The 25,493-nt window shown below is 39.4% G+C and carries 26 protein-coding genes and 3 other annotated features; of the genes, 22 read left to right on the forward strand and 4 right to left on the reverse strand.

The window, feature by feature from the left end:
- Positions 1–16 precede the first annotated feature (16 nt).
- The 9 genes from ACRPLQ_RS07385 to ACRPLQ_RS07425 all read left to right on the forward strand — a co-directional run bounded on the left by ACRPLQ_RS07385 (position 17) and on the right by ACRPLQ_RS07425 (position 7,091).
- The gene (locus ACRPLQ_RS07385; protein WP_165635385.1) at positions 17–451 is read left to right on the forward strand and encodes a CBS domain-containing protein; all 435 of its coding nucleotides are present in this window, start codon (positions 17–19) and stop codon (positions 449–451) included.
- Between the two features lie 254 nt (positions 452–705).
- On the forward strand, positions 706–1,260 hold the full coding sequence (lepB, locus tag ACRPLQ_RS07390; RefSeq protein ID WP_028412768.1) for a signal peptidase I: 555 nt from the start codon (positions 706–708) through the stop codon (positions 1,258–1,260).
- Positions 1,261–1,341: 81 nt separating this feature from the next.
- Positions 1,342–2,445: an NADH-dependent flavin oxidoreductase gene (locus tag ACRPLQ_RS07395; RefSeq protein WP_223546159.1), complete on the forward strand. Its 1,104-nt coding sequence runs from the start codon at positions 1,342–1,344 to the stop codon at positions 2,443–2,445.
- A gap of 249 nt (positions 2,446–2,694) precedes the next feature.
- Entirely contained in the window at positions 2,695–3,582 is an 888-nt protein-coding gene (locus tag ACRPLQ_RS07400) for a sulfite exporter TauE/SafE family protein (RefSeq protein ID WP_033580612.1), read from the forward strand.
- A gap of 461 nt (positions 3,583–4,043) precedes the next feature.
- Positions 4,044–4,505, forward strand: a complete 462-nt coding sequence (locus tag ACRPLQ_RS07405; protein ID WP_033580613.1) for a hypothetical protein — start codon at positions 4,044–4,046, stop codon at positions 4,503–4,505.
- 116 nt (positions 4,506–4,621) lie between these two features.
- A complete protein-coding gene (locus tag ACRPLQ_RS07410; protein WP_165635384.1) occupies positions 4,622–5,080 on the forward strand; it encodes a hypothetical protein in 459 nt (152 codons plus the stop codon).
- Positions 5,080–5,400 carry a hypothetical protein gene (locus tag ACRPLQ_RS07415; RefSeq protein WP_028412772.1) on the forward strand — a complete coding sequence of 107 codons (321 nt, stop codon included), beginning with the start codon at positions 5,080–5,082 and terminating at the stop codon, positions 5,398–5,400. Before ACRPLQ_RS07410 ends, ACRPLQ_RS07415 begins: the two co-directional genes overlap by 1 nt.
- Positions 5,400–6,659 carry a glutathionylspermidine synthase family protein gene (locus tag ACRPLQ_RS07420; protein ID WP_432235848.1) on the forward strand — a complete coding sequence of 420 codons (1,260 nt, stop codon included), beginning with the start codon at positions 5,400–5,402 and terminating at the stop codon, positions 6,657–6,659. The genes ACRPLQ_RS07415 and ACRPLQ_RS07420 overlap by 1 nt, the downstream gene beginning before the upstream one ends.
- A gap of 15 nt (positions 6,660–6,674) precedes the next feature.
- A complete protein-coding gene (locus ACRPLQ_RS07425; protein ID WP_034327662.1) occupies positions 6,675–7,091 on the forward strand; it encodes a DUF350 domain-containing protein in 417 nt (138 codons plus the stop codon).
- Positions 7,092–7,109: 18 nt separating this feature from the next.
- On the opposite strand, the gene ACRPLQ_RS07430 is transcribed toward ACRPLQ_RS07425, so the two are convergent.
- Complete coding sequence (locus ACRPLQ_RS07430; RefSeq protein ID WP_165351762.1) at positions 7,110–7,256, reverse strand: hypothetical protein; 147 nt, start codon at positions 7,254–7,256, stop codon at positions 7,110–7,112.
- Between the two features lie 189 nt (positions 7,257–7,445).
- Here ACRPLQ_RS07430 and ACRPLQ_RS07435 point away from each other — a divergent pair, with 189 nt between their 5' ends.
- Entirely contained in the window at positions 7,446–7,871 is a 426-nt protein-coding gene (locus tag ACRPLQ_RS07435; protein WP_033580617.1) for a DUF6843 domain-containing protein, read from the forward strand.
- Positions 7,872–7,912: 41 nt separating this feature from the next.
- Here the strand turns inward: ACRPLQ_RS07435 and ACRPLQ_RS07440 are convergent, their stop codons facing one another.
- Positions 7,913–8,365: a hypothetical protein gene (locus ACRPLQ_RS07440; protein ID WP_028412776.1), complete on the reverse strand. Its 453-nt coding sequence runs from the start codon at positions 8,363–8,365 to the stop codon at positions 7,913–7,915.
- 172 nt (positions 8,366–8,537) lie between these two features.
- Here ACRPLQ_RS07440 and ACRPLQ_RS07445 point away from each other — a divergent pair, with 172 nt between their 5' ends.
- Positions 8,538–9,875, forward strand: a complete 1,338-nt coding sequence (locus tag ACRPLQ_RS07445) for a sodium-dependent transporter (RefSeq protein ID WP_014459442.1) — start codon at positions 8,538–8,540, stop codon at positions 9,873–9,875.
- 304 nt (positions 9,876–10,179) lie between these two features.
- The gene (locus ACRPLQ_RS07450) at positions 10,180–10,581 is read left to right on the forward strand and encodes a hypothetical protein (protein WP_224980258.1); all 402 of its coding nucleotides are present in this window, start codon (positions 10,180–10,182) and stop codon (positions 10,579–10,581) included.
- Between the two features lie 47 nt (positions 10,582–10,628).
- Here the strand turns inward: ACRPLQ_RS07450 and ACRPLQ_RS07455 are convergent, their stop codons facing one another.
- Entirely contained in the window at positions 10,629–12,323 is a 1,695-nt protein-coding gene (locus ACRPLQ_RS07455) for a catalase (protein WP_367078001.1), read from the reverse strand.
- A gap of 453 nt (positions 12,324–12,776) precedes the next feature.
- On the opposite strand from ACRPLQ_RS07455, the gene ACRPLQ_RS07460 reads away from it, so the two are divergent.
- A complete protein-coding gene (locus tag ACRPLQ_RS07460; protein ID WP_432235849.1) occupies positions 12,777–13,979 on the forward strand; it encodes a peptidoglycan-binding protein in 1,203 nt (400 codons plus the stop codon).
- A gap of 124 nt (positions 13,980–14,103) precedes the next feature.
- Complete coding sequence (locus tag ACRPLQ_RS07465; RefSeq protein ID WP_367078002.1) at positions 14,104–14,418, forward strand: MTH1187 family thiamine-binding protein; 315 nt, start codon at positions 14,104–14,106, stop codon at positions 14,416–14,418.
- A gap of 64 nt (positions 14,419–14,482) precedes the next feature.
- Here the strand turns inward: ACRPLQ_RS07465 and ACRPLQ_RS07470 are convergent, their stop codons facing one another.
- Positions 14,483–16,066, reverse strand: coding sequence for a PucR family transcriptional regulator (locus ACRPLQ_RS07470; RefSeq protein WP_432235850.1), 1,584 nt, complete (start codon positions 16,064–16,066; stop codon positions 14,483–14,485).
- A gap of 306 nt (positions 16,067–16,372) precedes the next feature.
- Between ACRPLQ_RS07470 and allC the strand changes: the two genes are divergently transcribed.
- The 8 genes from allC (at position 16,373) to aroC (ending at position 25,487) form a co-directional block, all read left to right on the forward strand.
- Complete coding sequence (gene allC, locus ACRPLQ_RS07475; protein ID WP_432236023.1) at positions 16,373–17,614, forward strand: allantoate deiminase; 1,242 nt, start codon at positions 16,373–16,375, stop codon at positions 17,612–17,614.
- Between the two features lie 12 nt (positions 17,615–17,626).
- The gene (locus ACRPLQ_RS07480; protein ID WP_432235851.1) at positions 17,627–18,877 is read left to right on the forward strand and encodes a pyridoxal-phosphate-dependent aminotransferase family protein; all 1,251 of its coding nucleotides are present in this window, start codon (positions 17,627–17,629) and stop codon (positions 18,875–18,877) included.
- Positions 18,878–18,918: 41 nt separating this feature from the next.
- Positions 18,919–20,529, forward strand: a complete 1,611-nt coding sequence (ggt, locus tag ACRPLQ_RS07485; protein ID WP_048019000.1) for a gamma-glutamyltransferase — start codon at positions 18,919–18,921, stop codon at positions 20,527–20,529.
- Positions 20,530–20,553: 24 nt separating this feature from the next.
- Complete coding sequence (locus ACRPLQ_RS07490) at positions 20,554–21,138, forward strand: chromate transporter (protein ID WP_028412785.1); 585 nt, start codon at positions 20,554–20,556, stop codon at positions 21,136–21,138.
- On the forward strand, positions 21,135–21,665 hold the full coding sequence (locus tag ACRPLQ_RS07495; RefSeq protein WP_014459451.1) for a chromate transporter: 531 nt from the start codon (positions 21,135–21,137) through the stop codon (positions 21,663–21,665). The genes ACRPLQ_RS07490 and ACRPLQ_RS07495 overlap by 4 nt, the downstream gene beginning before the upstream one ends.
- A 58-nt stretch (positions 21,666–21,723) precedes the next feature.
- Positions 21,724–22,182, forward strand: coding sequence for a GNAT family N-acetyltransferase (locus ACRPLQ_RS07500; RefSeq protein WP_432235852.1), 459 nt, complete (start codon positions 21,724–21,726; stop codon positions 22,180–22,182).
- Between the two features lie 200 nt (positions 22,183–22,382).
- Positions 22,383–22,588 (forward strand) — a binding site (T-box leader).
- Positions 22,589–22,658: 70 nt separating this feature from the next.
- Positions 22,659–22,865, forward strand: a binding site (T-box leader).
- Positions 22,866–22,991: 126 nt separating this feature from the next.
- Positions 22,992–24,065 (forward strand): bifunctional 3-deoxy-7-phosphoheptulonate synthase/chorismate mutase, encoded by a 1,074-nt coding sequence (locus ACRPLQ_RS07505; RefSeq protein ID WP_013057698.1) that lies wholly within the window; start codon positions 22,992–22,994, stop codon positions 24,063–24,065.
- A 6-nt stretch (positions 24,066–24,071) separates the two neighbouring features.
- Positions 24,072–24,272 (forward strand) — a binding site (T-box leader).
- A gap of 48 nt (positions 24,273–24,320) precedes the next feature.
- Positions 24,321–25,487, forward strand: a complete 1,167-nt coding sequence (gene aroC / locus ACRPLQ_RS07510; RefSeq protein WP_432235853.1) for a chorismate synthase — start codon at positions 24,321–24,323, stop codon at positions 25,485–25,487.
- Positions 25,488–25,493 lie beyond the last annotated feature (6 nt).

Raw genomic sequence — 25,493 nt, forward strand, 5'->3', positions numbered from 1 at the left:
CAAAAGGAGAATATGAGTGAATATTGCGTTCTTTTTACTTCCTAAAAAAGAAGTGGTTACCCTATCGACACGGTCAACAATCCGTCAAGCATTGGAGAAAATGGAGTATCATCGCTACTCTTCTGTGCCGCTTATTAATCAAAAAGGAGAATATGTAGGGACTTTGGCAGAAGGAGACTTGTTATGGAAGCTAAAAAGCTTAGAACATATAGAACTCCATGAGTTAGAACACCTACGAATTGAGGAGGTTCCAAGACATCGCGATTACGAAGCTATCACCATTAACGATGAAATGGAAAGTATTTTATCACGCGCGTCTGAACAAAATTTTGTGCCGGTTGTAGATGATCAAAACATTTTTATTGGACTCGTGCGGCGAAGAGAGATTATAGGGTATTGTATCTCCCAACTTTTTATACATGGAGAAACGCCTTTAAATGTGAAGATTTAGTTAAGTTTGCGTAAAAAACATAATTTTTACATAAAAGGTAGTCTTTTTTTATATAATTAATGTTATAATAAGAGATGTAAAGACGAAACTTGCGTAATGTAAGCCTCTAACATTTGTTAGAGGTTCTTTTTTTACATAACATAAAACATTTGATTTCAGTTCTTTCTATGGTTAAGTTAGAATAAGTGTTAAAGTAAGAGGTTTCTTGCTTTTTTACATAAGAAAAGTGAGCTGTACAAAGGAGACAAAGCATATTGACTACGGAAAAAACAAAAAGCGATCAATTACGCAGCATATTCAAAACTATTATCTTCGCTATCGCTCTAGTATTTATGATTCGCGCATTTTTATTTTCTCCGTATATTGTAGAAGGCGCTTCAATGAACCCAACGCTGCATAACGGAGAGCGGTTGTTTGTGAATAAACTGTCGTATTCGCTCCATGATATTCGCCGCGGAGATATTGTGATTATTAAAGATGAGGCTAAGAATAAGCATTATGTAAAAAGAGTAATCGGTCTGCCAGGTGAAAAAATCGAAATGAAAAAAGATCAGCTCTATATTGATGATAAAAAAGTAAGTGAACCTTATTTAAAAACGAATCGTCAAATTGCCAACAACATGGATATGGAGCTTACGGGAGATTTTGAACCCGTACAAATACCTAAAAACGAAGTATTTGTAATGGGTGATAACCGTCTGTACAGTATGGATAGCCGCAACGGTCTAGGTCTTATTGATGAAAAACGAATTGTCGGAAAAAGCGAATTTGTATTTTATCCGGTCAAAAAAATAAGAAAAACAACGTAAAAAGAAATGCCGATCAAGGTATTTCTTTTTTTATGCCGATGTCTACTCCGCTTATAGATGGGCAAGCTAAGGAAAAAAGGTGTGAATCAATTGAAGACGGCCTATGAAAAGTTATTTAAACATTTTAAATTTGTTGATGCTCTTGAGATGAAAAACCGATTAGCAATGGGACCTATCCTCACATACGCTTCACGGGAAAACGGGGAAATATCCGATATCGATCTGACTTTTTACGAAAAACGAGTAGGGGGCGTCAGTACGGTAATTATCGGCCCCGCGTTTATCACAGAAAATGGCCAAGTAGCACATGGTCAAATCGGAATTCATCGTGATCAGGTCATACGAAAGCTTCATCAACTAACCCAAATGATTCATAGAAGAGGAGCTAAAGCGATTCTGCAACTATCGCACGGGGGAAGAAAGTGCGTAGAAATGGAAAGTAAGTGGCAAGCAATTAGCCCTAGTGAAAAGCCTCACAAACGTAAAGGAAAAAAGCCTGTTCAAATGACCGAGCGCGATATAACTTATATTGTTCAAGCGTTTGGCGAAGCTACCACAAGAGCTATGGAAGCAGGGTTTGATGGAGTGGAAATTGACGGAGGAAATGAATGTTTACTGCAGCAGTTTACGTCAAGGCAAGCCAATGAACGAAGTGATTCTTATGGAGGAAGCGCAGAAAACCGCTTCACTTTTGCACTTGAAGTTATTCGTGAAGTGACGCGTCGAGCAGCACATGCGGGCAAACCATTTATTGTGGGATATACATTAGCGCCCAAAGAAAAAGGCTATTTAGGAAATAAAGTGGAAGATACATTTGAGTGGATTGATCGTCTTGTTCATACAGAAATTGATTATTTACATATCAGTGCTTTGCATGAACCTACCTCAAAAAGGGAAGAAAATCATTCACTGCTTTCTTCGATCATTAAGCACGTCAATTACCGGGTCCCTCTTGTGGGTACAGGAGGACTTACGGCAACGGAAGTCGCAGAAGCTTTTGAGCAAGGTCTGGCTTTAATTACGATTGAACAAGCGTTAGTTGTACAGCCAGATTGGGTAGAAAAAGTGATAAATAGCGATGAGCCTACTTCTATGGATGTGACGTCATTAGATAAAGATGTGAGTTTACCACCTGAAGTGCTAGCTCACTGGCAAGACATGCATAAAAATGACCGCCCTTATTAAGTGAGCGGTCGTTTTTATGTTGTTGACTTAACAAGAAGAATTTTATTTTACTGATACTATAACCAAGCAGCATACATAGACTAAAAGAAAAACTAAAAACACAGTTGACTTCTAGGAATAGTTAGGATTACAATATAAACAACTTATTTATAAAACGGACAGCTGATCGGACATACCGAAGGCTTCTAGCAAACAACTGTTGGAGGCCTTTTTGTGCTCTCTAACAGAAGATTAAAGTGGAGGGACAACATGAAAAAGTTAATTACGTTTGCACTTATTGGCTTTTTAGCTCAGTTAATTGACGGATCACTTGGAATGGCGTACGGGGTGACATCAACTACCCTACTTTTAACGTTTGGAATTGCACCAGCTGTGGCTTCGGCATCTGTTCACTTGGCAGAAGTTGTAACAACAGCAGCGTCTGGTGTTTCACATATTAAATTTGGCAACGTAGATAAATCGATGGTTTTAAAACTGATTATTCCTGGTTCCATCGGGGCTTTTGTAGGAGCCTGCTTTCTAAGTAATTTACCTGGAGATGCAGTAAGACCTTACGTTTCAACATTCTTATTGCTCCTAGGAGTTTATGTGTTATTTCGCTTTTTATTTACGTTTAAAACAAACGAAGAAAAGAGCACCAAACCTTTATCGACGAAGCAGTCCATTCCGTTAGGATTAATTGCTGGATTTGCTGATGCTACAGGAGGAGGAGGCTGGGGGCCGATTGCAACGCCTGTATTGCTAGCTAAAAAAGGCACAACAGCACGGAAAGTCGTTGGAACCGTTGATACAAGTGAATTTGCTATTGCCGTCTCGGCTACACTTGGCTTTTTAATTTCTCTCGGCTGGGAGCAGGTAAACTGGTTCTGGGTAGGCGCTCTTATGATTGGCGGAATTATCGCGGCTCCGATTGCTGCATGGTTTGTTCGTATTATCCCGGCTCACTTGCTTGGTTCGCTTGTTGGTGGGTTTATCATTTTAACAAATGCTCGAACACTCTTAAATACATGGGTATCAAGCAGCTCAACGCAGATAGCTGTATACGCATTTATCCTTATTGTATGGGCAGCAGCAATCGTTTACTCATTTTTACAAGGGAAAAAATATAATCAAAATCGAAACGTAGAAGTTTCGTAATAGAAGGATGGAATAAAAATAGCTTAGTTAAAGAAAGATCTGAACGTGTTTGATTCTGTATAGAGAATCAAATGTGTTCAGATTTTTTTATGGTTAGAGTGAAGGCAGTTTCATGTATGTAGTGGCCTCTAGCTGTTGGCCGGAGGGCAAGGCGAGGACTTACGCGTAAAAAGCGGAACAGGTGAGACCCGGCAAAAGTGGTCGCCCTCGGAAAACGAAGCCTTACACGGAAGTCAACAGCGGTGTAACAAGGGAGCATACTAGCGTATTTATCTCATGCTCGTCTTTAGATTGGGATGATTTTGTTATGTCTCAATCTCTTTTAGTATCTGAATACCGTAAAATAGACGAGCGTAGATATTTTTTTTGCGTCTTATGATACAATAGACGAGTTCATTCATGAGTGGGAATACTTTCTAACACATATAAAATTCATTGAATCGTCGAGGTGTGAAGAGTAAGTGGTCTATTTTATTTTAGTATTAGTAGCAGCTATCGAAGTAATTGTCTTGTTGATTAATCGACCTGTATTTGCAAACATTCCGTATGTGCAAGTATATATTGTTCCTTTGTTAATAGTAATTGTCATAACAATGTTACTTTCGCGAAATCCAAAGAGGTTTATGCGGTGGTTTAAACAAGGGCTTATTACGATTTCAGTCGTTGTACTTGTATTCGTACCGGTTCTCTATGCCAAAAATCTCCCGCTGTATGGTTATAATGAAGCAAAAAAAATGCTTGCGCAAAGAGAACAGCTCTTGCTAAGTCAGTTCCAAAAAGGAAAATACGTATATCCAGCAAAAGACAGCCCTAAAAAATACAGGTATCTATTCAAAGTTCATCGTGGAAACGGCATGCTTGAATATGTATTCGACCCATACACAGGCGGTTATGAAGTTGTGACAGATGTGATAAAAAAATAAAGGTTTAGCTTATTTAAAGCTAAGCCTTTTTATATGAGAAAAAATTGAAACTTTTTGAAAATCTGTGCGTATTTACTAAAGAGCGTTCACAAAAAAGTCACAAAAGGAGTTGCACAATGGCAAAATTAGAATACCGACTGCTAAAGCCTGATGATACGTTTGTATCTATTTATCACTATCAGTCTATTGAACTTGAACAAATTTTAGCAAGAAGAGAATGCGAATTTTTTGTTAAAGAAGGAATAACGTATAAACAAACTTCATCTGCAGTCGAAGATGATATACATATTATTTATGTGAAAGAACATGAACATGGACCGAAAGAGCAAGCAGAAGGTGATCACAGAGAGATTACGTTAGAAGTCCGCAAACTGAATTCTCTTCAAGGACATCCGATTTTATTCGCCTCTTCATTTTATACGCATTTGGACGTATTAAGCTATATCGGAACTGTTTATACGTACTATAATGGATTGGAATGGGAAAGAGACTCTGCGGAAATTGATGAAGACCGCAGCGTGTACAGTTTATATGTAACAAAAACAGGCGTAACGTATGAAAGGGGAAAGGCTTAATGTCAAAAACAAAAAAAATGATGGCGGGGGTTTTGACCACTGCTTTAATGACATCGCTCGTTGCCTGTGGTTCAACTGATCAGGCAAGACCAGCTAAACCGAAAGATAAATCGTGCGACAAGTGGAAATGGGATGAAGATACGAAAACGTACTACTGTTCAGATTCTTCTTCTTCGCACAGCGGTTCATATTATCACGGAGGGCGCTACTACGGGTCTAAAAAACAGCTGACCTCATCATCGTCCTATAAATCATTTAAATCAAGCAGCTCGTATAAATCTGGAATTGGGAGCGGCTCTAAAGGCGGTTTTGGCGGGTAATGCATAAAGAAAAGCGAGAAATGTTTTATAAAGAAATTCAAGATTTTTGGTACGACTTATATGGAACAGAGTATGCTCTTTATGACGTACATATGGAGTCTTCTCACATCATTCATTCTGTTAAAGAAGCAGCAAATCAAATCGGGGAACTATTTTTTAAAACGGCACCTTTACTTCGTTCATTAGATGATCAGACGCTTCTTTCTTTAGGATTTCCAAAAGCCAGTTTACCGTACATGCGACTGAAAACGATGGAAACAGAAAGTGTTATTTCACGCCTTGATTTTGCTGTTACGGCTGATCAAATCAAGCTTTTAGAACTAAATGCGGATACGCCTACATTCATCAAAGAATTATTTCATGTAAATGAGTTAGTCTGTCGGCATTTTCAGGTTCAAAACCCTAATAAGCTTGAAGAAAAAAAGCTTGCTTTAGCATTAAAACACGCCATTTTTGAAGCTTATAACGAGCTCGATAGAACGAACTATCCAAACGTCGTTTTTTCTTCTCATGATACACATGAAGAAGATAAGCTAACGACTCTTTATTTAATGAAGCTAGCCGATGTAGATGCTACATACGTTCCGTTATCGCAGCTTCGAATTGTCCCTGCCTCTACAGTTGAAGAAGGTGAACATATAGAAGCGGGCGTGTATGATCAACATGGACAAAAAATAGACGTACTCTATCGCCAAACTTATCCGCTTGAACATTTAATTGAAGATGAAGATCCGAGTACGCATGAAAAAGTCGGACACATGCTTTTAACATTGGCACAGCAAAAACAAGTAGCCATAATCAATCCGCCTTCTGCATTTTTACTGCAGTCTAAAGCCGTGCAAGCACTCATTTGGGCTTTGTATGAACAACATCATCCTTTCTTCACTAAAGAAGAGCATCACATTATTGAAACATACTTTTTACCAACGTATTTAGAAGAAGATCCATTTATTGAAAGAAAACAAGCATTTGTGAAGAAACCATCGTTTGGTCGTGAGGGAGATACCGTTGAAATTTATAATGAAGACGGAATCAAAATAGACGAAGATCAGCATAAGACATATCAAGAATACACGGCTGTATATCAACAGTTTATTCCTTTGCCAACTGCAAAAATGAAGACGCAAACGAAAACAGTAGAGGCTCATATCATGTACGGGTGCTTTTTATTAAATGGAAAAGCAAGTGCAGTAGGAATTCGAGCTGGAAATCAAATTACAGATAACGAATCGTATTATTTGCCGATTGGATTAAAATGAAAAGGGGAACTAAAAATGACACAATGGATTGATTGGGCTAGTATAGGGAGTTTTTTATCTCACGTAGCGGTAGGATTAGTGCTATTATTTATCGGAGTAATCGTATTTGAATTAACAACAAAATTTAATGATCGTGAACTCATAAAAAAAGGAAATGTCGCAGTCGCTTTGAAGTTATGGGGAAAAGGAATTGGGCTTGCTATTGTCATTTTCACTGTGTGGAGCAACAGCTTAAATTTGGTAGATGCAACTCTTTGGGGAGTAGTAGGTATCATTACTCAAGTAGTGACATATTGGATTATTGAATTTATTATGACGCCTAAAACGAGCCTAGCCAAAAAAGTAGAAGAAGGAAATGTAGCGGTTGGAGTAACTCTTTTTGCAGCATCGATAGCCGTTGGCCTTATTGTCGCTGGAAGCTTAACATATTAAAAGGAGGCGATTCCTGTTTTACGGGGAATCGCTTTTTTTATGTCCAGATTGCTCGTGTTCACTTAGTAATAATATACGTGTATTTTCACGGTCGGCACGAACAATTTTTTGCTGTGTGTAAAGCGGAATGACAAAGAGCAAAATAAATAAAAAAACATAGCTCATTTTTGTTATCCTCCCATATAAATTGTAAACGCCTGCTAATAGTGTGTGACAAACAATACGTAAATATAGCATATTTGACTGGATAAACTGGGAAAAATTGAGGTGTGCAAAAAGAATATAATCTTACCTTCAACAAAAACTAAAAGCAGTATAGAGACACGTCTTTTATTAAGAAAGGAGTTGGGAAAAGTGAAAAGGTGGCTCATTTTGTTTTTATTGATCGTAATCGCATCTGGATGTGGACGTCCAGATGAAACGTCTCAACCGAGCATTTTCCTTATACCAGAAGGGTACAAAGGATGGGTTATGGTCGAATATGATAAAGATAACGGAAATCCTAGCAAGACAGAAGGAGACTACACTGTATTTAAAGTAAACGAGCAGGGAGTCGGGAAAACCAAAACGCTTTTAAGCGGCGGCGGCTGGGCAAGAAATAAATATTTCTATGTAAATAAAAATGGAGAGCGAAAGCAATTGAAGCAAGGGAAGATGATTCATGGCACGACTCAAGGTAACAAAAATCATACGGTAACCTACTTTTTCGTCGGCACCGCAAAAGAGTTCGACAAGGCCGGGGACTATCGAAGAAAACTTACCGAAGAAAGTTCTTCGTAAAAAAGAAACGCTGCCTCTTTGGCAACGTTTCTTTTCTATCTTCATTTGAATGTGCAAAAGACGGTGTCTTTTAAACGTTGAATTTCGTTTAGTGCTTCTTCCTGCTTATGAATTACCCAATCTGGCAATGAGTGTTCAACCGACAGCTCGTCGAAACAAGCCCCGCATGTTTTAACTTCAATATAAGATTCAATATATTGAAGGTGATCTAAGTTATAAGCCCAAAGTCGACGTTCAGGGCAGATTGTTTCCAAGTAAAGCGGAAGCTGAAAAAAAGGATCTACTGCTTCAGAAAGTTCTAACGGTCCTTGGCCCTCAGCGCTGATGACGTCTAGATAACCACAGTGAGGACACGTGCATGAGTGCGTTGACCCGCTCAATTTTTTATCCAGTTTTACAACTCGCGCACATAGTTCGCAGTTTGGACATTTTACTAAGATAAAGTCAAGGAACTTATCTAAAAATTGCTGCTGTATTACTTGTTGATTTGTCATTTTTTGTACCTCTAACTGTCAAACTTTTTTTAGTTACGAAAATAAATCATGAAACCTACATACTATTCATAACACATGATGGGGGTTAAAACAACAAAAACCCTTTTCGACAGCAGGGTTGTGTGATATAGTATGACAAATCAGAATAAATAAAGAAAAATGGTGAGAAAACATGAGTCAAAACGAACAATGGACATCAAAACTCGGCTTTATCTTGGCATCCGCCGGTTCAGCAATTGGAATCGGAGCCATTTGGAAACTTCCTTATGTAGCCGGAACAAGCGGAGGAGGGGCCTTTTTTTTACTGTTTATCTTGTTTACAGCAATTATTGGTTTGCCGCTTTTGCTTGCTGAATTTGTACTAGGTAGACATACACAAAAAGAAGCAATTCGTGCTTATGATGCAGTTGCTCCCGGTTCTCTTTGGAAAGGAATCGGGTATTTAGGCGTGATTACATGCTTCATTTTATTATCTTTCTATAGTGTAGTAGGAGGATGGATTTTACAATATATTTTTGCAAGCGTCACGGGTCAGCTCAATGGAGTAAGTGACTACGGGAGTTTATTTAACTCCACCATTGCTAATCCGACAAGTGCTGTTATCTCTCAATTTGTTTTTCTTCTTTTAACAATTGTTGTAGTAGCAAGAGGTATTCAAAATGGTATTGAAAAAGCAAACAAAATTTTAATGCCTGCTCTCTTTATTTTATTTATTATTATTATTATTCGTTCTTTAACATTAGACGGAGCGATGGAAGGCGTATCTTTCTTTTTGTATCCAGATTTTTCAAAGCTTACCTCCCAAACCATTTTGTTTGCAATGGGACAAGCATTCTTTTCGCTTAGCGTAGGCGTTTCGGTTATGGTTACGTACAGTTCGTATCTGTCTAAACAGCAAAACTTGCCAAAATCGGCTATTTCAATTTCAGCGTTAAATATTTTGATTTCTTTACTAGCAGGTTTGGCAATTTTCCCTGCAGTCTTTTCAATGGGCGTCAAGCCGACGGAAGGACCAGGTCTTTTATTTATTGTATTGCCTTCTATTTTTGAACAGCTTCCGTTCGGAATTGTGTTTCAAACTTTCTTTTTGGCGCTGTTTTTATTTGCTACTTTAACATCTGCGTTTTCGATGTTAGAAATTATTGTTGCTTCATTAGCCAAAGGAGAGCAGCATAAGCGCATAAAGCTATCTTGGATTTCGGGCTTACTAATCTTTGTGGTAGGAATACCTTCAGCACTATCGTATGGTTTATTAAGTGACGTATCGATCTTTGGAAAAAGCATCTTTGACGCTTTTGATTTTCTTGTAAGTAATATCCTTATGCCTCTCGGTGCTCTTTTAATTGCCATCTTTGTTCCTTGGAAGATGAAAAAAGATGTGTTAATTGAAGAGTTTAAGCATGGTTCGACGAATGTGAAGCGCTGGTTCTCTTTATGGCTTCTTGCTATTCGATACATCGCACCTGTTTTAATTATCATTGTATTTATTAATATGCTAGGCTTTATCTAACGAAAAAACGCTGTTAAAACGCTTGGTTTTAACAGCGTTTTTTTTGGAGGAAAAGGAGGAGTATGATGCTGGATTTCTTGTACGATATGTTTGTAGGAGCAGGGGTATTTATTTTATTATTCGTTCTTTTGCTAGTAGCGAGAACGTCGGGGAAACGCAAGAAATAGGCGGGTATAATTCCCAGTGTAAAAACCCCAAAAAAGACTAACACCACAGAATTAAACTATGATAATATATTATCCTATGAGCATAACCAATGCTCACATATGTTGTGATGAAGCGTTTTTTAGAAAGAGGGATCATCTTGAGTGGAGAAGTTCTTGTCAAGATTTTATCTCAAGCGTATGAACAAAAAAAGACATTACCAATCGTCTCATTCTCGTCTTTTTTTGAACAAAAAAAGGTGGGCTTTCGTTTAAATAACGATGTGTCCGCTGATATCATCTACCATACGCTTACATGTATTCAGAGAAAAACGTGTGTCCAAGATGTGTTAGTGGAAGTACTAAAAGTTGATAGTCCAAACAATGACGGGGCATTTTCTGATTGTGTATATATTTTAGCAAATGGTACAAACCAGCAAGTGAAAGAATGGGTTCAACCCTTACATCCTAAAAGAGTTACACAAGGATATCAGCACGGGACACCCATTGATGCGCCACAGTTAAAAAATGACTACCACGTGTTTGCCGTTACTTGGTCATAAGCGTTTAACCCAAAAAACATCCTGCTGTCGCTGCAGGATGTTTTTTGTTAATAAGGATGGGCGTCTTTTCCTTTTTCATTAGCTTCTTCTACCGCATCAGCAGCTTTGTTGCTTCCTAACGGTGAACCGCCTTCTTTTGGCAATTTCCCATATGTAGGAGTCATTTCTGCTCCCATTTCAATTTCTAAAGAACCATCATCATGCATGAGAAGACCGATACCATTAGCTACTCGATTGCCGTAGTCAAAATCACATTGAGTTAAAAGCTTAATCATCTTTGTTTGAACGGTATGGTGACAGCATTTTAAACCGTCTACTAAGTTTTGAATAAGCTCATCACGTTCCCAGTCTTCTAATAAACGATAGCGTTCACCAGCTTGCTTAAAGTCATTTGTACGGTCAATTTTTTCTTTTTTTACATTCCCTTCAACATAAGGCTGATGAGGTTTTGGATGATCATGCGCTTCTTGAAGACCTCCAAGAGAAGATGGCTCATAATTCACATGCGGGTTCTGACCAGGAGCTGCATCTACATGATAGGCCATTTGACCATCTCGTTGATTTGTTGCTACATGTTTTTTCGGCGCGTTAATAGGCAGTTGCAAGTAGTTTGTTCCCACACGGTGACGCTGCGTGTCGGAATAAGAAAACGTTCTTCCTTGCAGCATTTTATCATCAGAAAAATCTAGCCCATCCACAAGCACACCCGTACCAAATGCGACTTGCTCCGTTTCAGCAAATACGTTGCTTGGATTTTTATCTAGGACCATTTTACCTACTGGAAGAAATGGAAACTGGTCTTCCGGCCAAATTTTCGTGTCATCAAGCGGATCGAAATCTAGTTCGGAATGCTCTCCGTCTTCCATGACTTGCATACAAAGTTCCCACTCAGGGTAGTTGCCGCTCTCGATCGCTTCATACAAGTCTTGAGTAGCGTGACTGATATTTTTAGCCTGAATTTCTTCTGCTTGTTTTTGGGTCAAATTTTTAATTCCTTGTTTTGGTTCCCAATGGTATTTAACAAGAAAGGCATCGCCATCTTTGTTTACCCACTTATATGTATTAACACCGGAACCTTGCATTTGCCGATAGTTAGCAGGTATTCCCCAAGGTGAAAATAAAAAAGTAATCATATGCATAGCCTCAGGTGTATGAGAAATAAAATCAAAAATACGCTCGGTATCTTGACGGTTTGTCACAGGATCGGGCTTAAAAGCATGAATCAAATCAGGGAATTTAATAGCATCGCGAATAAAAAATATTTTAAGGTTATTTCCTACTAAGTCCCAGTTCCCGTCTTCTGTATAGAACTTTACAGCAAATCCCCTTGGGTCTCGCATCGTTTCTGGAGAGTCCTTTCCATGAGTTACGGTAGAAAATCTGACAAAAACGGGCGTCTGTTTGCCTGCTCCTGAAAAAACTTTTGCGCGGGTGTATTTTTCAACGGGCTCGTCCCCAAGTTTTCCGTAAGTTTCAAAATATCCATGAGCTCCCGTTCCTCGGGCATGAACAACACGTTCCGGTATACGTTCACGATCAAAATGCGAAAGTTTTTCAATCAGCTGGTAATTTTCAAGAGTAGCAGGTCCTCTGTTGCCTACCGTTCGAGAATTTTGGTTATCACGAATGGGGTGACCTTGACGCGTCGTAAGCGTCTGCTCGTTCTCTCCGTTTGCATAGCGTTTGTCTTCCGAGTCACCTGATCCGCTAACATTTGTACCATGAATACCTTTATGGCTCATAAAATAATCCTCCTTGTTTCCAACATAACAAGACTATTTTTTTCAGCCCGCGCTTTTTTATTCATTAATATGGAAATAATATAAATTTTTAGAAGAAAAGCTGTTTTGCTGAAGAGGGGAACAAATCCACTAAACGAATAATTTTAAAAAAAGTTTCACATTTCAAAAAAAAAATAAATTGTTTTTTTTGAAATATAAAGATAATGTTACGGGTGATTTTTTACCTATTATTAGTGTAGGAAAAGGAATAATATTGGAATATATTAGCTTTTTTGTCGAACTTATTAAGTGTTAAACGACAATAAACTACGACAATATACACCATACGGCTGCGCTACTGTCGTTCCCTGTAACATAAATGTAATATTAGTGATGTTATTTTGTAATAATGTGTTGTTACAATGTAAACGTCTTATAGATTAGTAGATTATGGCATTGGAGGAACCTTTTTTTATGAAAAAGTTGATATATTCGTTAGCGTTATGTGGATCTTTAACAGTAGTACCTACAATTAGTGAAGCTGCTTTAGGAGATGCTACGCTGCACCCAGGAACAAGTAATTCAGATGTGAAAGAATTACAGCAAAAATTAAAAAACAAAGGTTATTTTACATACGGTACAACAACAAACTATTACGGTTCAATCACGACTAGCGCAGTAAAATCGTTTCAGCGCGCAAATGGTTTATCAGCAGATGGTATTGCAGGTCAAGCTACATTTAATAAACTGCTAGGAAGTGGAAGCTCATCAAGTTCATCAGTTAGCTCAAGCTCATTGCTGCGCGTTGGTTCAACAGGACCAAACGTACAATCTTTACAGCAACAGCTAAAGAATAAAGGCTATTTTAAAGGAACTACAACTCAATACTTCGGTTCAATTACAAAGAATGCAGTAATGGCATTTCAACGTGCAAATGGACTGTCTGTGGATGGAATTGCGGGTCCAGCTACGTTAAGTAAATTAAAAAATGGGGGTTCTAGCGCTTCAACTGGCGGTTCTAGCTCTAGCAGCTCAACTATTTTACGTCAAGGTATGAAAGGTTCAGCAGTAAGCAGCCTTCAGCAAAAACTAAAAAATAAAGGTTACTTCTCAGCTGGTGTAACAGGATACTTTGGCTCAATTACAACAAGTGCAGTAAAATCATTTCAACGTGCAAATGGTTTATTAGTAGACGGAGAAGCGGGTCCGGATACGCTAAATAAATTAAACTCAAGCAGCTCAAGCAGCTCAAGCAGCTCAAGCAGCTCAAGCAGCTCAAAACCTTCAACATCAACAGGAAGCAGCACAAGCTCAAGCTCAGCTTCAAAAGTTATTTCATACGGTAAACGTTTTATGGGAACACCTTATGTTTGGGGCGGAGCTGCGCCTGGAGGATTTGATTGCAGTGGTTACCTTAACTATGTATATCGCAATGCAGTAGGTGTAAGTCTTCCTCGTACAGTTGCTAGTATCTATCAAACTGGTACGCGTGTAAGTTCACCTCAGCCTGGAGATATCGTTTTCTTTGAAACGTACCAACCAGGAGCTAGCCATGCTGGAATTTATATCGGAAACGGTCAATTCATGCATGCAGGTTCTTCAACAGGCGTAACAATCACATCATTAAGCAACTCTTACTGGTCAAAACGTTACTTAGGAGCAAAGCGTTACCTATAAGAGTGTAACAAAAAGGAGTAGTTGCATAACTATTCCTTTTTTCTATGCACCGTAAACGTAAAAGTAGGAAATTTTTGTGTCGTTTGGTATGATAATTGGAGAATAAACAAAAGGAGTGTATAACATGGCTATTGTAGATGTAACCATTATTCCGGTAGGTACGGAAACGCCAAGCGTGAGTCAGTACGTAGCTGATATTCAAAAAGTGCTGGCCAAGCATGAAGATGAAATTACATATCAATTAACCCCTATGAATACATTGATTGAAGGGGAATTAAGCACGCTGCTAAAAGTTGTTCAAGAGATGCATGAAGTACCTTTTGAAAATGGTATTCAGCGCGTGTGTACAAATTTACGAATTGATGATCGCCGTGATAAAGAAAATCATACGATGGCTGGGAAATTACAATCAGTACAGTCTAAATTAAAAGCGAAATAAATAATATGCACTACAATAAAAAACGCTTGAGTATCTACTCAGGCGTTTTTTATTGTAGTTATACTTAATTGGCATGCACAAGAGAAAAAATTTGAAAAGCTACGCGCAGCCGAAGGGTTTCCTCTGACGTGTGAATAGGTCTTTTTAGTAACTCTTCGCATTTTTCGATTCGATAGATTACCGTGTTCCGGTGAACGAATAACTGCTTAGCAGTCTCTGAGATTTGGCAATTGGAATTTAGATATGTTTCAAGCGTGTCAAGTAAGATGGAGCGATCTTTCTTATCGTACTGCAGCAAACCTTCTAATGTTTGAGAATAGTAATCCTGTAAATCGTTTGCTGGAAGCAACCTCAGCAGCTCTTTGAACTGTTTTGGCTGATAAAATTGAATAAGCTTTGACTGATCTTTAAAATGGATGGTTTCAAGAGCTTCAACAGCTTCTTTATATGAGTCAGCGATTGTAAGTAGGGATTGGCTTTGGTTTCCAATTCCAAATGACATTCGCTTATCGTAGTGACGGTAAACAGCTTCCTGCAAGCGATGCAAGCATTCTATAATCATAGGTTGAGAATGAGGTGTAAACAAGAGAATGTAAAGATTGTCATAGAAAAACAAAACGGCCTCTGTAGGACCTGCTGATAACTCATATTGAAGGAGCTCATAGATCATATCATCATCGCTGTAAGGCGTGAATGTAGAATGAATTTTCCCAACGGCGCAAATATAGCTGTTTCCTGCTGATAAGCCCATCATCTTTGCTTGAAAGGAAGCATCCTCAGGCGTTTTATAATAATTGTTAACAAGCTGATTGAAAAAATCGTTTTTTCGTCGCCGTTCAGCTTCATACAAAGCCTGCTGTCTCATCATTTCGAAGGATAAAACGTTTGTCGCTTGTTCAATCGTTAGGAGCGCTGAATCGGATAAAGAAACTTGGTGTTCAATAAATAAATAACTGTACTTTCTTGTATGAGTAGCAATCGGAAAAAGCGTAACGGTTTTTTTTGTGTTCAAAAAGGAAAAGGTTGTATATTTTGACGTTCGTAAAAACAGCTGCTTAGCGCCCGCTACCGCTTCTTCCATTGGGAGCGAAAAAGGTTCGCGTTTGTTTGTGTAAAAGAGTTCATGGCCATGGGTATCAAAAAGGGCAACGTGAGCATTGCATAACGTTTGAATGGATTGCATAATTTTCTCAATGCCTTTTCCTTGTAAGATGTAGGAGGAAAATAGCTGATGTGTGACCATCGCTTGCTGAAGCTCGGCTGTTTTTTTATCTAAAATAAAGCTGAGAGATTCATTAATAACCGCGCCTAACGTTTCGTCCGTTTGGAAATCAATGATTGGAAAGTGAAGTTCATCAGCTAGCTGACAAATAGAAACAGGCACGTGTTCGAAAAAACGTTTCGTTTTTATGGCCAATCCTGCACATTTCTTTTTAGCCATTCCTTCTACAAGTTTTGCTAAGCTTTCTTCATGTTCTTTGAAGTGATAACCCGTTGTAATTAAAAATTCTCCTTCTTTTAAAAAAGATAAAATATCGGGTGCGTCCATCATATTGACGTTATGTACTTTGCGGGTGACCCCTTTTTGTCCAGCTACTACAGATGCTTTCTCATAAATCGGGATGCGTAAAAGAGTTTGTAGTTCCATTATTCATTACTCCTTTTGTTAAAAATTCTCACATTTCCCTGCGCGTATTTTTATCTACCTTCTATTTTATAAGAAAGTTTAGTTAAAATAAATAAAATTTTCAGAAAAAAATGTATAAATTGTTAATGAAGAAGTTTATTTAATTCTGTAAGATAAAATAAATAACATATAACGTTAGAAAAAGTAACGTATATAAGACTTTGTGTATTTAGTGATAATAGCCAAAAAAACACTAAATCATTGTAGGAAGTATTAATGAAAACAATCAGTCATTTTCTTAAAATGAAGATAGCAGGAGGGATAGCAATGGTTGCAGATATGACGGGAAAATCTAAGCTTTGTCAGCAAATCGAAGAAAACATTAGCTGGTTGTCACAGTTTGGGTTAGATGAAAAAGAAGGTGTCACGAGGCTTTTATATACGGAACAGTGGAATGCAGCTCAAAAGGCATTGGAAGAAAAAATGAAGGGACTTCACCTCAAAACGTATTACGATGATGTAGGAAATTTATTTGGACGGTTGCAAGGAACGGGTCCAGAACAACAAGTTATTTTAACAGGATCCCATATCGACACCGTGATAAACGGAGGAAAATATGACGGGGCTTTTGGTGTTGTGGCAGGTATCATTGCTCTGCAGTACCTATATGCGCATTATGGCTCCCCTACAAAAACCTTAGAGGTCGTATCACTTTGTGAAGAAGAAGGTAGCAGATTTCCTCTTACGTATTGGGGATCAGGTAATATGAATGGATTACACAGCAAAAGTGATGCAAAACATGTTATAAATAAAGAAGGGGTTAAGCTGGATGACGCAATGAAACAACTCAATTTCGGAGAAGGCCTCCACAGCGAGCCATACCGCACAGACATCGCTTCTTTTATTGAACTGCATATCGAGCAAGGAAAGCAGCTTGAAATGTCTCATTGCGATATCGGAATTGTTTCTAGTATCGTCGGGCAGAAACGATTTACAGTATCTGTTAAAGGTGAAAGTAACCATGCGGGCACAACCCCGATGAACATCCGAAAAGATGCATTTTATGTGAGCTGCAAACTCGCTAAGGCATTTATTGAATTGAGCGAAAAATATCATAACGCTTTATACGTAACGGTTGGAAAAATTACACTTTCTCCAAATGCACCGAATGTAATACCAGGATATGTAGAATTCACGGTCGATATAAGACATCATGAGTATAAGGTTTTACAAGAAGCAGAACAAGAAATGAAGGAGATTATCCAGCGAACAGCAGGGGATTTAGAAGTGAATCTCAACTGCTGGATGGATGAAAAACCTGTTGCCATGAGCGAACAATTATCTGAACTTTCCAAAATTATTTCCTCGGAAAAGAATATCTCCTCCCGAGAATTAGTAAGCGGTGCAGGACACGACTCGCAGGTATTCGGGCGAAGAGTTCCCACATGTTTGTTATTCGTCCCGAGCCAAGATGGAATCAGCCATTCCCCAAAGGAATTCACCAAAGGAGAACAGTTAGAAAAAGGAGTAAAGGTATTAATAGAACTATTATATAAACTTGCCTACTAGGAGGAATTTGACATGACTATAACAAAACAGCTTCATACACCGCCGCGTACGATTATGACACCAGGCCCCGTAGAAGCAGATCCACGCGTATTAAGAGCATTAGGAACACCTATTTTAGGTCAGTTCGACCCCGCATTTACGCGCATTATGAACGAAACGATGGAAATGCTTCGTGAGCTATTTCAAACCAAAAACAAATGGGCTTTTCCCGTTGATGGAACGTCTAGAGCTGGGATTGAAGCAGTTCTTGCAAGTGTAGTTGAACCGGGCGATAAAGTATTCGTCCCGATTTTCGGCCGCTTTGGCTATTTATTAACGGAAATTGCCGAGCGCTACGGAGCTGAGGTACACAATATTGAATGCGAATGGGGAGAAGTGTTTGACCCTGAGACCGTAATCCAGGAAATAAAAAAAGTAAACCCAAAAATCGTTGCAATGGTTCATGGCGAAACGTCTACAGGGAGAATGCAGCCTCTTAAAGAAATTGGTGCTGCATGTCGCGACCAAGGTGTTTTATTTATCGTCGACGCAGTAGCTACTATCGGCGGCACGGATGTAAAAGTAGACGAGTGGAACATTGACGCATTGATTGCAGGTACACAAAAGTGTTTATCTGTTCCGTCGGGTATGGCACCTATTACGTACAATGATCGTATTGAAAAAATTATCATGGAACGTAAAAAAGTTGAAAAAGGAATTGCGACAAAAGCAGATGCTCAAACTGTTCGTCTGCGTCCAAATATTATCAGCAACTATTTTGATTTGAGTCAGCTTCAAGACTATTGGAGTGAGCGCAGGCTAAATCATCACACGGAAGCAACGTCCATGCTCTATGCTTTGAGAGAAGGGCTGCGCGTTATTTTAGAAGAAGGGTTAGAAGAAAGATTTGCAAGACATCGTCTCCACGAAAAAGCACTTGTAGCCGGAATTAAAGCAATGGGATTATCTTTATTTGGCGATGAGCACTCAAAAGTTCCAACCGTTACGTGCGTCTTAATTCCATTAGGAATTGATGGGGAAGCAGTTCGTTCTACTCTTCTTGAACAATTTGGAATTGAAATCGCAAGTTCTTTTGGGCCGATGCACGGAAAAATATGGCGTATCGGTACAATGGGATACAGCTGCCGTAAAGACAACGTTCTCTTTACATTAGCCGGTCTTGAAGCAGTGCTTATTCGAAACGGGGCAAGCGTAAATGCTGGTTCTGCTCTGCAAGCAGCTTTAGAAGTTTATGAGGAAGAAGTAGCGTTGTCTAGTCTGTAAAGATTCGTTATTCACCATATAAAGAAATGAGGAGATTTTCTATGAGCGAATACTTTTTCACACACCCATATGCATCGCAGCGTACGTGCACGTTTGGAAAAAACGGAATGGTAGCAACTAGTCAGCCTCTTGCCGCTCAGGCGGGTCTTGAAATGTTGAAAAAAGGAGGCAATGCAGTAGATGCTGCTATTGCCTCCGCAGCTTGTTTAACGGTGGTAGAACCTACTTCAAATGGAATTGGCGGAGACGCATTTGCTCTTGTGTGGATAAATGAAGAACTATATGGACTCAACGCGAGCGGTCCTGCTCCTGCTTCTATCTCTATTGAGGCTCTGCGCGCCATGGGGATAAAAGAGATGCCGGCTCGCGGTTTTGTTCCTGTTACGGTCCCAGGTGCCCCGAGTGCGTGGGTGGAGCTGTCAAAACGCTTTGGCCGGCTACCGTTAAAAGAAGTGCTGCAGCCGGCTATTTCTTATGCGCAAGAAGGGTTCCCAATCTCCCCAATTTTAGGGTACAATTGGGAACGAGCGTTTGAACGATTTACACACGCGTTAAAAGGTGAAGAATATAAACACTGGTTTGAGACATTTACTAACAATGGATCTGCTCCTAAGGTAGGGGAAATGTGGCGATCACCAGACCATGCTGCTACACTGCTTGAAATTGCCGAAACGAATGGAGAATCTTTTTACAGAGGGGATTTAGCTGATAAAATAGCAGCTTTTTCGAAAAAACACGGCGGATTTTTAGCAAAAGAGGATTTAGCAGCTTTTAAAGCAGAGTGGGTAAAGCCGATTTCAACTTCTTACCGAGGATACGATGTGTGGGAAATACCGCCCAACGGCCAAGGCCTTATTGCGCTTTTAGCTTTAAATACGCTAAAAGGTTTTTCTTTTGATGCCAAAGATTCTGTCGATACATACCACAAGCAAATTGAAGCTATGAAGCTAGCGTTTGCAGATGGACAAAAATTTATTACAGATGCTGATAAAATGACAGTAGCAGTTGAAGATTTGTTGAATGATTCTTATGCAAACAAGCGCAGAGGGCTGATTGGTGAAAAAGCGCTTATTCCCGAAGCCGGACAGCCGTCTCATAGCGGCACGATCTATTTGGCTACAGCTGATGGAGAAGGAAACATGGTATCATTCATTCAAAGTAATTACATGGATTTTGGCTCAGGACTTGTCGTACCTAATACGGGCATATGCCTGCAAAACCGCGGGCACAATTTTTCGTTAGACCCACAGCACCATAACCGATTAGAGCCTGGAAAACGAACCTATCATACCATTATTCCTGGATTTTTAACAAAGAATAAAAGTGCTGTAGGTTCATTCGGTGTAATGGGTAAATTTATGCAGCCGCAAGGACATGTGCAAGTCATCATGAATATGATTGATTTTCATCTAAATCCTCAGGCAGCTTTAGATGCACCAAGATGGCAGTGGATTGAACATAAAAAGGTTCTTGTGGAAAAAGAAATGCCTTCACATATTGTAGAAGCATTAGAACGCAAAGGGCATGATATTCATGTGGCTACGAGCAGACATACGTTTGGAAGAGGACAGATTATTTTAAGAGATGAACAAACCGGTGTATTATACGGCGGCACAGAAGCGCGAACAGACGGAGCCGTCGTTGCTTATTAGATCACAGAGAAAGGAGCGCGAGAAATGCGACAATTGGATATTTTTATAGCTTTTTTTCGCTCAGGTATGCTCGGCTACGGAGGAGGACCTTCAGCTATTCCACTTGTAAAAAAAGAAGTAGTCGATACGTACAAGTGGATGGATGACGATGAATTTGGCGATTTGTTAGCAATTGCCAATACGCTGCCTGGGCCTATTGCGACAAAGCTGGCTGGATACATCGGCTATCGAGTCGGCGGTATCTTAGGTCTCGGTACAGCTTTATTTGCAGCCGTTATTCCAACCGTTTTTTTAATGGTATTACTGTTGACCACTTTAACGCAATTTAAAGATCAGCCCTGGGTTATGGGGATGACCAAAGCAGTCGTTCCTGTAGTGGGAGTGATGCTCGCGGTTATGACATGGGATTTTTTCAAAAAATCAACGTCTGGTTTAGGCTGGACGCCAGCTATTATCTTACTCATTATTAGTTTAGGACTGATGGAATTTGCCCATATTCATCCAGCAGTTATTATTATTGTACTTATGGCAGCAGCTTGGATTCCGCTAAAACGAAAAGGAAAAAAAGGCGAAAGCGATGAGCACAAGCAAAAGAGGGAATCGGTATGATTTATATTCAGCTATTTATGGCGTTTTTTGTTTCAAATATTTTAGGCTATGGAGGAGGACCTGCGTCGATTCCGCTTATTCAAAAAGAAGTCGTAGATCGCTATCATTGGCTTACGGTCAAAGAGTTTAGTGAAATGCTGGCAATTGGAAATGCGCTTCCTGGTCCAATTGCAACAAAAATGGCGGGGTTTATCGGATATCAGCAGGCAGGGATTTTAGGCTCTGTGATTGCTCTTTTTGCAACGATTGCTCCGTCGGTTTTGCTTTTAGTCATTTTACTTCGAATATTATTTAAGTATAAAGATTCACCAAATGTTAAGAAAATGACCAACTACATTCGTCCCGTAATCGCTATTTTACTTGGCTTAATGGCGTATGAATTTTTTATGAATTCATACGGTGATTCAGGTATATGGCAAACTCTATTTTTAGTAGCAGCCAGCTTTCTTTTATTGGAAAAATTACGTGTGCATCCAGCGTTCGTTATTGTCGGAGCACTCGTATACGGAGCTGTTTTTCTTGCTTAAATGAAGCTCTCAAATGCTGAGAGTTTTTTTTGTAAAAGAGACGAAAAGAGGGAGAACAATGGTTGAAAAAGCACTATTAGAAGACGTGCAGGACCTGGTTAACCTGCGAATGCTGCTCATGAAAGAACTGGGAGAACTAAATGGGAGTGAGAAGCTGTTTCGAAAAGCGACAGAAGAATATTTTACTGCGAATATAAATAGCCCAAATAATTATACGGCTATTTTAAAAGTCGATGGAAAAGTTGTATCAGCAGGAAGCATCGTCTTTTTTATACGTCCGCCTTCACCGGGTAACCTTCAAGGAAAAGAAGCATATGTTATGAACATGTATACAGCTTTTGATCAACGAAAGCACGGCTATTCTTCCGCTACTTTAAAGCACTTGATGCAGTACGGCCAAAAAAGTGGTGTAAATCGAATATGGTTAAATGCTTCTTCCGCTGGAAAAAGCTTGTATCAAAAACATGGATTCATTGAATGTGAATCTGAAATGGAATACGTGTTTAAAAAAAATTAAAGTGACAAAACTCTTGATAGAGAGAGGTTTGAAGGGGCAATGGTTTTAAGAAAATAAAAAAAATTAATAAAAAGTGTTGACGAAGATAAAAAAACCATTCATAATACAAATCAACATCACACAACATTACACACAACTTGGAAGCGACAAACAGTTTCAAACGATAGGAACTGATTATCCAAGTACACATACATAGTCAATACTGAGCGTTGATAGGAGCACTAGTAGAAAAAATTTCCCTGTAACAGAGAGCTGACGGTTGCTGCGAGTCAGAACACAAATTTTTTCGAAGTACATTCCTTGAGCATCTTTTCCGAGCAGGAAAAGACGGCCTGGCCGTTATTTTAATGAAGAGGCAAGCAAAATGCTTGCAACTAGGGTGGTACCGCGAATTTTCGTCCCTACTGACTCTTAAGAACAATCTTAAGGGTGAGTAGGGACTTTTTGTATTTCGGTCCATTATAATTTTATATCCATTACAAGCGATGAAAAGAGCATAGTAGCAAAATCTTCCCTGTATTCAGAGAGCTGATGGTTGGTGCGAATCAGTACAAAAGAGATTGCGAATTACATTCTTGGAGCTTTCTTTTGGCAATAGTCAAAAGCGGCAATAGCCGTTATCTTAATGAAGAGGCAAGCAATGCTTGCAATTAGGGTGGTACCGCGATCAATTCGTCCCTACTGATACAATCAGTAGGGACTTTTTGTATATCCGCATAAGCGGCTGTGTAGGTGTAAAACGGATTTTTAAATACAAACTAAACGAAAAGATCCGTTCAAGGTTGTAAAATCAAAGGAGGATTTTTAAAATGACAAAATCACTAGAACAATTACGAGGCCAAATCGACGAAATAAATTTAGAAATTTTAGAATTATTAAATAAACGCGGTGAAATCGCACAAGAAATTGGAAAAGTAAAAGGTACACAAGGTGTGAATCGCTTTGATCCAGTTCGTGAACGTAAATCATTAGATCAAATCTTAGCTAACCATAATGGTCCATTCGAAGCTTCAACAATTCAGCATATTTTCAAAGAAATTTTCAAAGCAAGCTTAGAACTTCAAGAAGACGATCACCGTAAAGCACTTCTTGTATCTCGTAAAAAGAAATCAGAAGATACAATCGTTGACATCAACGGCACAAAAGTAGGACCTGGAAACTTAGAATTCGTAATGGGACCATGTGCAGTAGAAAGCTACGAACAAGTAAAAGAAGTGGGCTTAGCGCTTAAAGAACAAGGCATTACATTAATGCGCGGCGGAGCGTTCAAACCACGTACATCACCTTATGATTTCCAAGGTCTTGGAGTGGAAGGATTAAAAATCTTACGTCAAGTAGGAGATGAGCTAGGTCTATCAATTATCAGTGAAATTGTTTCTCCTCAAGATATTGAAACGGCTCTAGACTACGTAGATGTGATTCAAATTGGTGCACGTAACATGCAAAACTTCGAGCTATTAAAAGCTGCAGGTTCTGTAGACAAACCAATTCTTTTAAAACGTGGATTGGCAGCAACAATTGAAGAATTCATTAACGCTGCTGAATACATTATGTCTCGCGGAAATGGAAACATTATTCTTTGTGAACGCGGTATCCGCACATACGAGCGTGCAACACGCAACACATTAGATATCTCAGCTGTTCCAATCTTGAAAAAAGAAACGCATTTACCAGTTGTAGTAGACGTAACGCATTCGACAGGACGCAAAGACTTACTATTACCATGTGCAAAAGCAGCGATTGCTATCGGCGCAGATGCTGTAATGGCAGAAGTTCATCCAGACCCAGCAGTAGCACTATCAGATTCAGCACAGCAAATGAACATTCCTGAATTCCACAAATTCATGGAAGAATTAAAAGGTGCAGCAGTAAAATTATCTTAATTTTATAGTGATACAGTGATAAGAAACTAGTAGCAAACATTTCCCTGTCTCAGAGAGCTGACGGTTGGTGGAAGTCAGTACAAAAATGTGAGCGAATTACACTCTTTGAGTACTCTTTTACAGAGCGGTCAGCGGATCGTTAACAATTCGAGGTGGCAAGTAATGTTTGCAACTAGGGTGGTATCGCGAGAAAAACTCGTCCCTATGACGTAGGGGCGAGTTTTTTATTTTTTATAACAGAAAGGAATCGATAATATGAGATATTTAACAGCAGGAGAATCGCACGGACCTCAATTAACAGCGATTATTGAAGGAGTACCAGCAGGACTTGAGTTAACAGCCGAACATATTAATGAAGACTTAGCAAGAAGACAAAAGGGACATGGGCGCGGACGCCGCATGCAGATTGAAAAAGACCAAGTTCAGATTAAAGGCGGTGTTCGCCACGGTGAGACGCTTGGTTCACCAATTGCTTTAGTCGTTGAAAACAAAGATTTTACGCACTGGAGAAATATTATGGGTGCTGATCCAGTTGATCATGATGAAGAAGTAAAGAGACAAATTACAAAACCTCGTCCAGGTCACGCGGATTTAAATGGAGCGATTAAATACGGCCACAGAGATATGCGAAACGTATTAGAACGTTCATCTGCTCGTGAAACGACGGTACGAGTAGCCACAGGCGCAGTTGCCAAACAAGTATTAAAAGCTGTAGGTGTAAATATTGCATGTCACGTACTTGAAATCGGCGGTGTGAAATCTGAAAAAACGGCATATGAGTCGCTAACAGAACTTCAGGAAAAAACTGAAGCGTCACCTGTTCGCTGCTTAGATGAAGAAGCGGGACAGAAAATGATGAAAGCAATCGATGATGCAAAAGAAAATGGAGACAGCATTGGTGGCGTAGTGGAAGTAGTAGTAGAAGGAATGCCTACTGCAGTAGGCAGTTACGTGCACTATGATCGTAAGTTAGATTCAAAGCTAGCTGCTGCTATTATGAGCATTAACGCGTTTAAAGGCGTTGAAATCGGCGTAGGCTTTGAAGCAGCTCGCAGACCGGGAAGTGAAGTCCATGATGAAATTCTATGGGATGAACAAAACGGCTATACGCGTAAAACGAATAATGCAGGAGGTTTAGAAGGAGGCATGACAACAGGGATGCCGATTGTGGTGCGAGGCGTCATGAAACCTATTCCTACCTTATACAAGCCGCTGCAAAGTATAGATATTGATACAAAAGAGGCGTTTGCTGCAAGTATTGAACGATCAGACAGCTGTGCAGTACCGGCGGCGGCGGTTGTAGCAGAATCCGTGATTGCTTGGGAACTAGCATCTGCTATTATCGATCAATTTGGGGCAGATCGAATTCAGTTAATTCAAGAAAATGTAAAAAAACACGAAGAATACGCAAAGCAATTTTAAAGAATA

It is taken from the genome of Priestia sp. TRN 1309 (genome assembly GCF_050846875.1).
GTDB classification, from domain to species: domain Bacteria; phylum Bacillota; class Bacilli; order Bacillales; family Bacillaceae_H; genus Priestia; species Priestia zanthoxyli.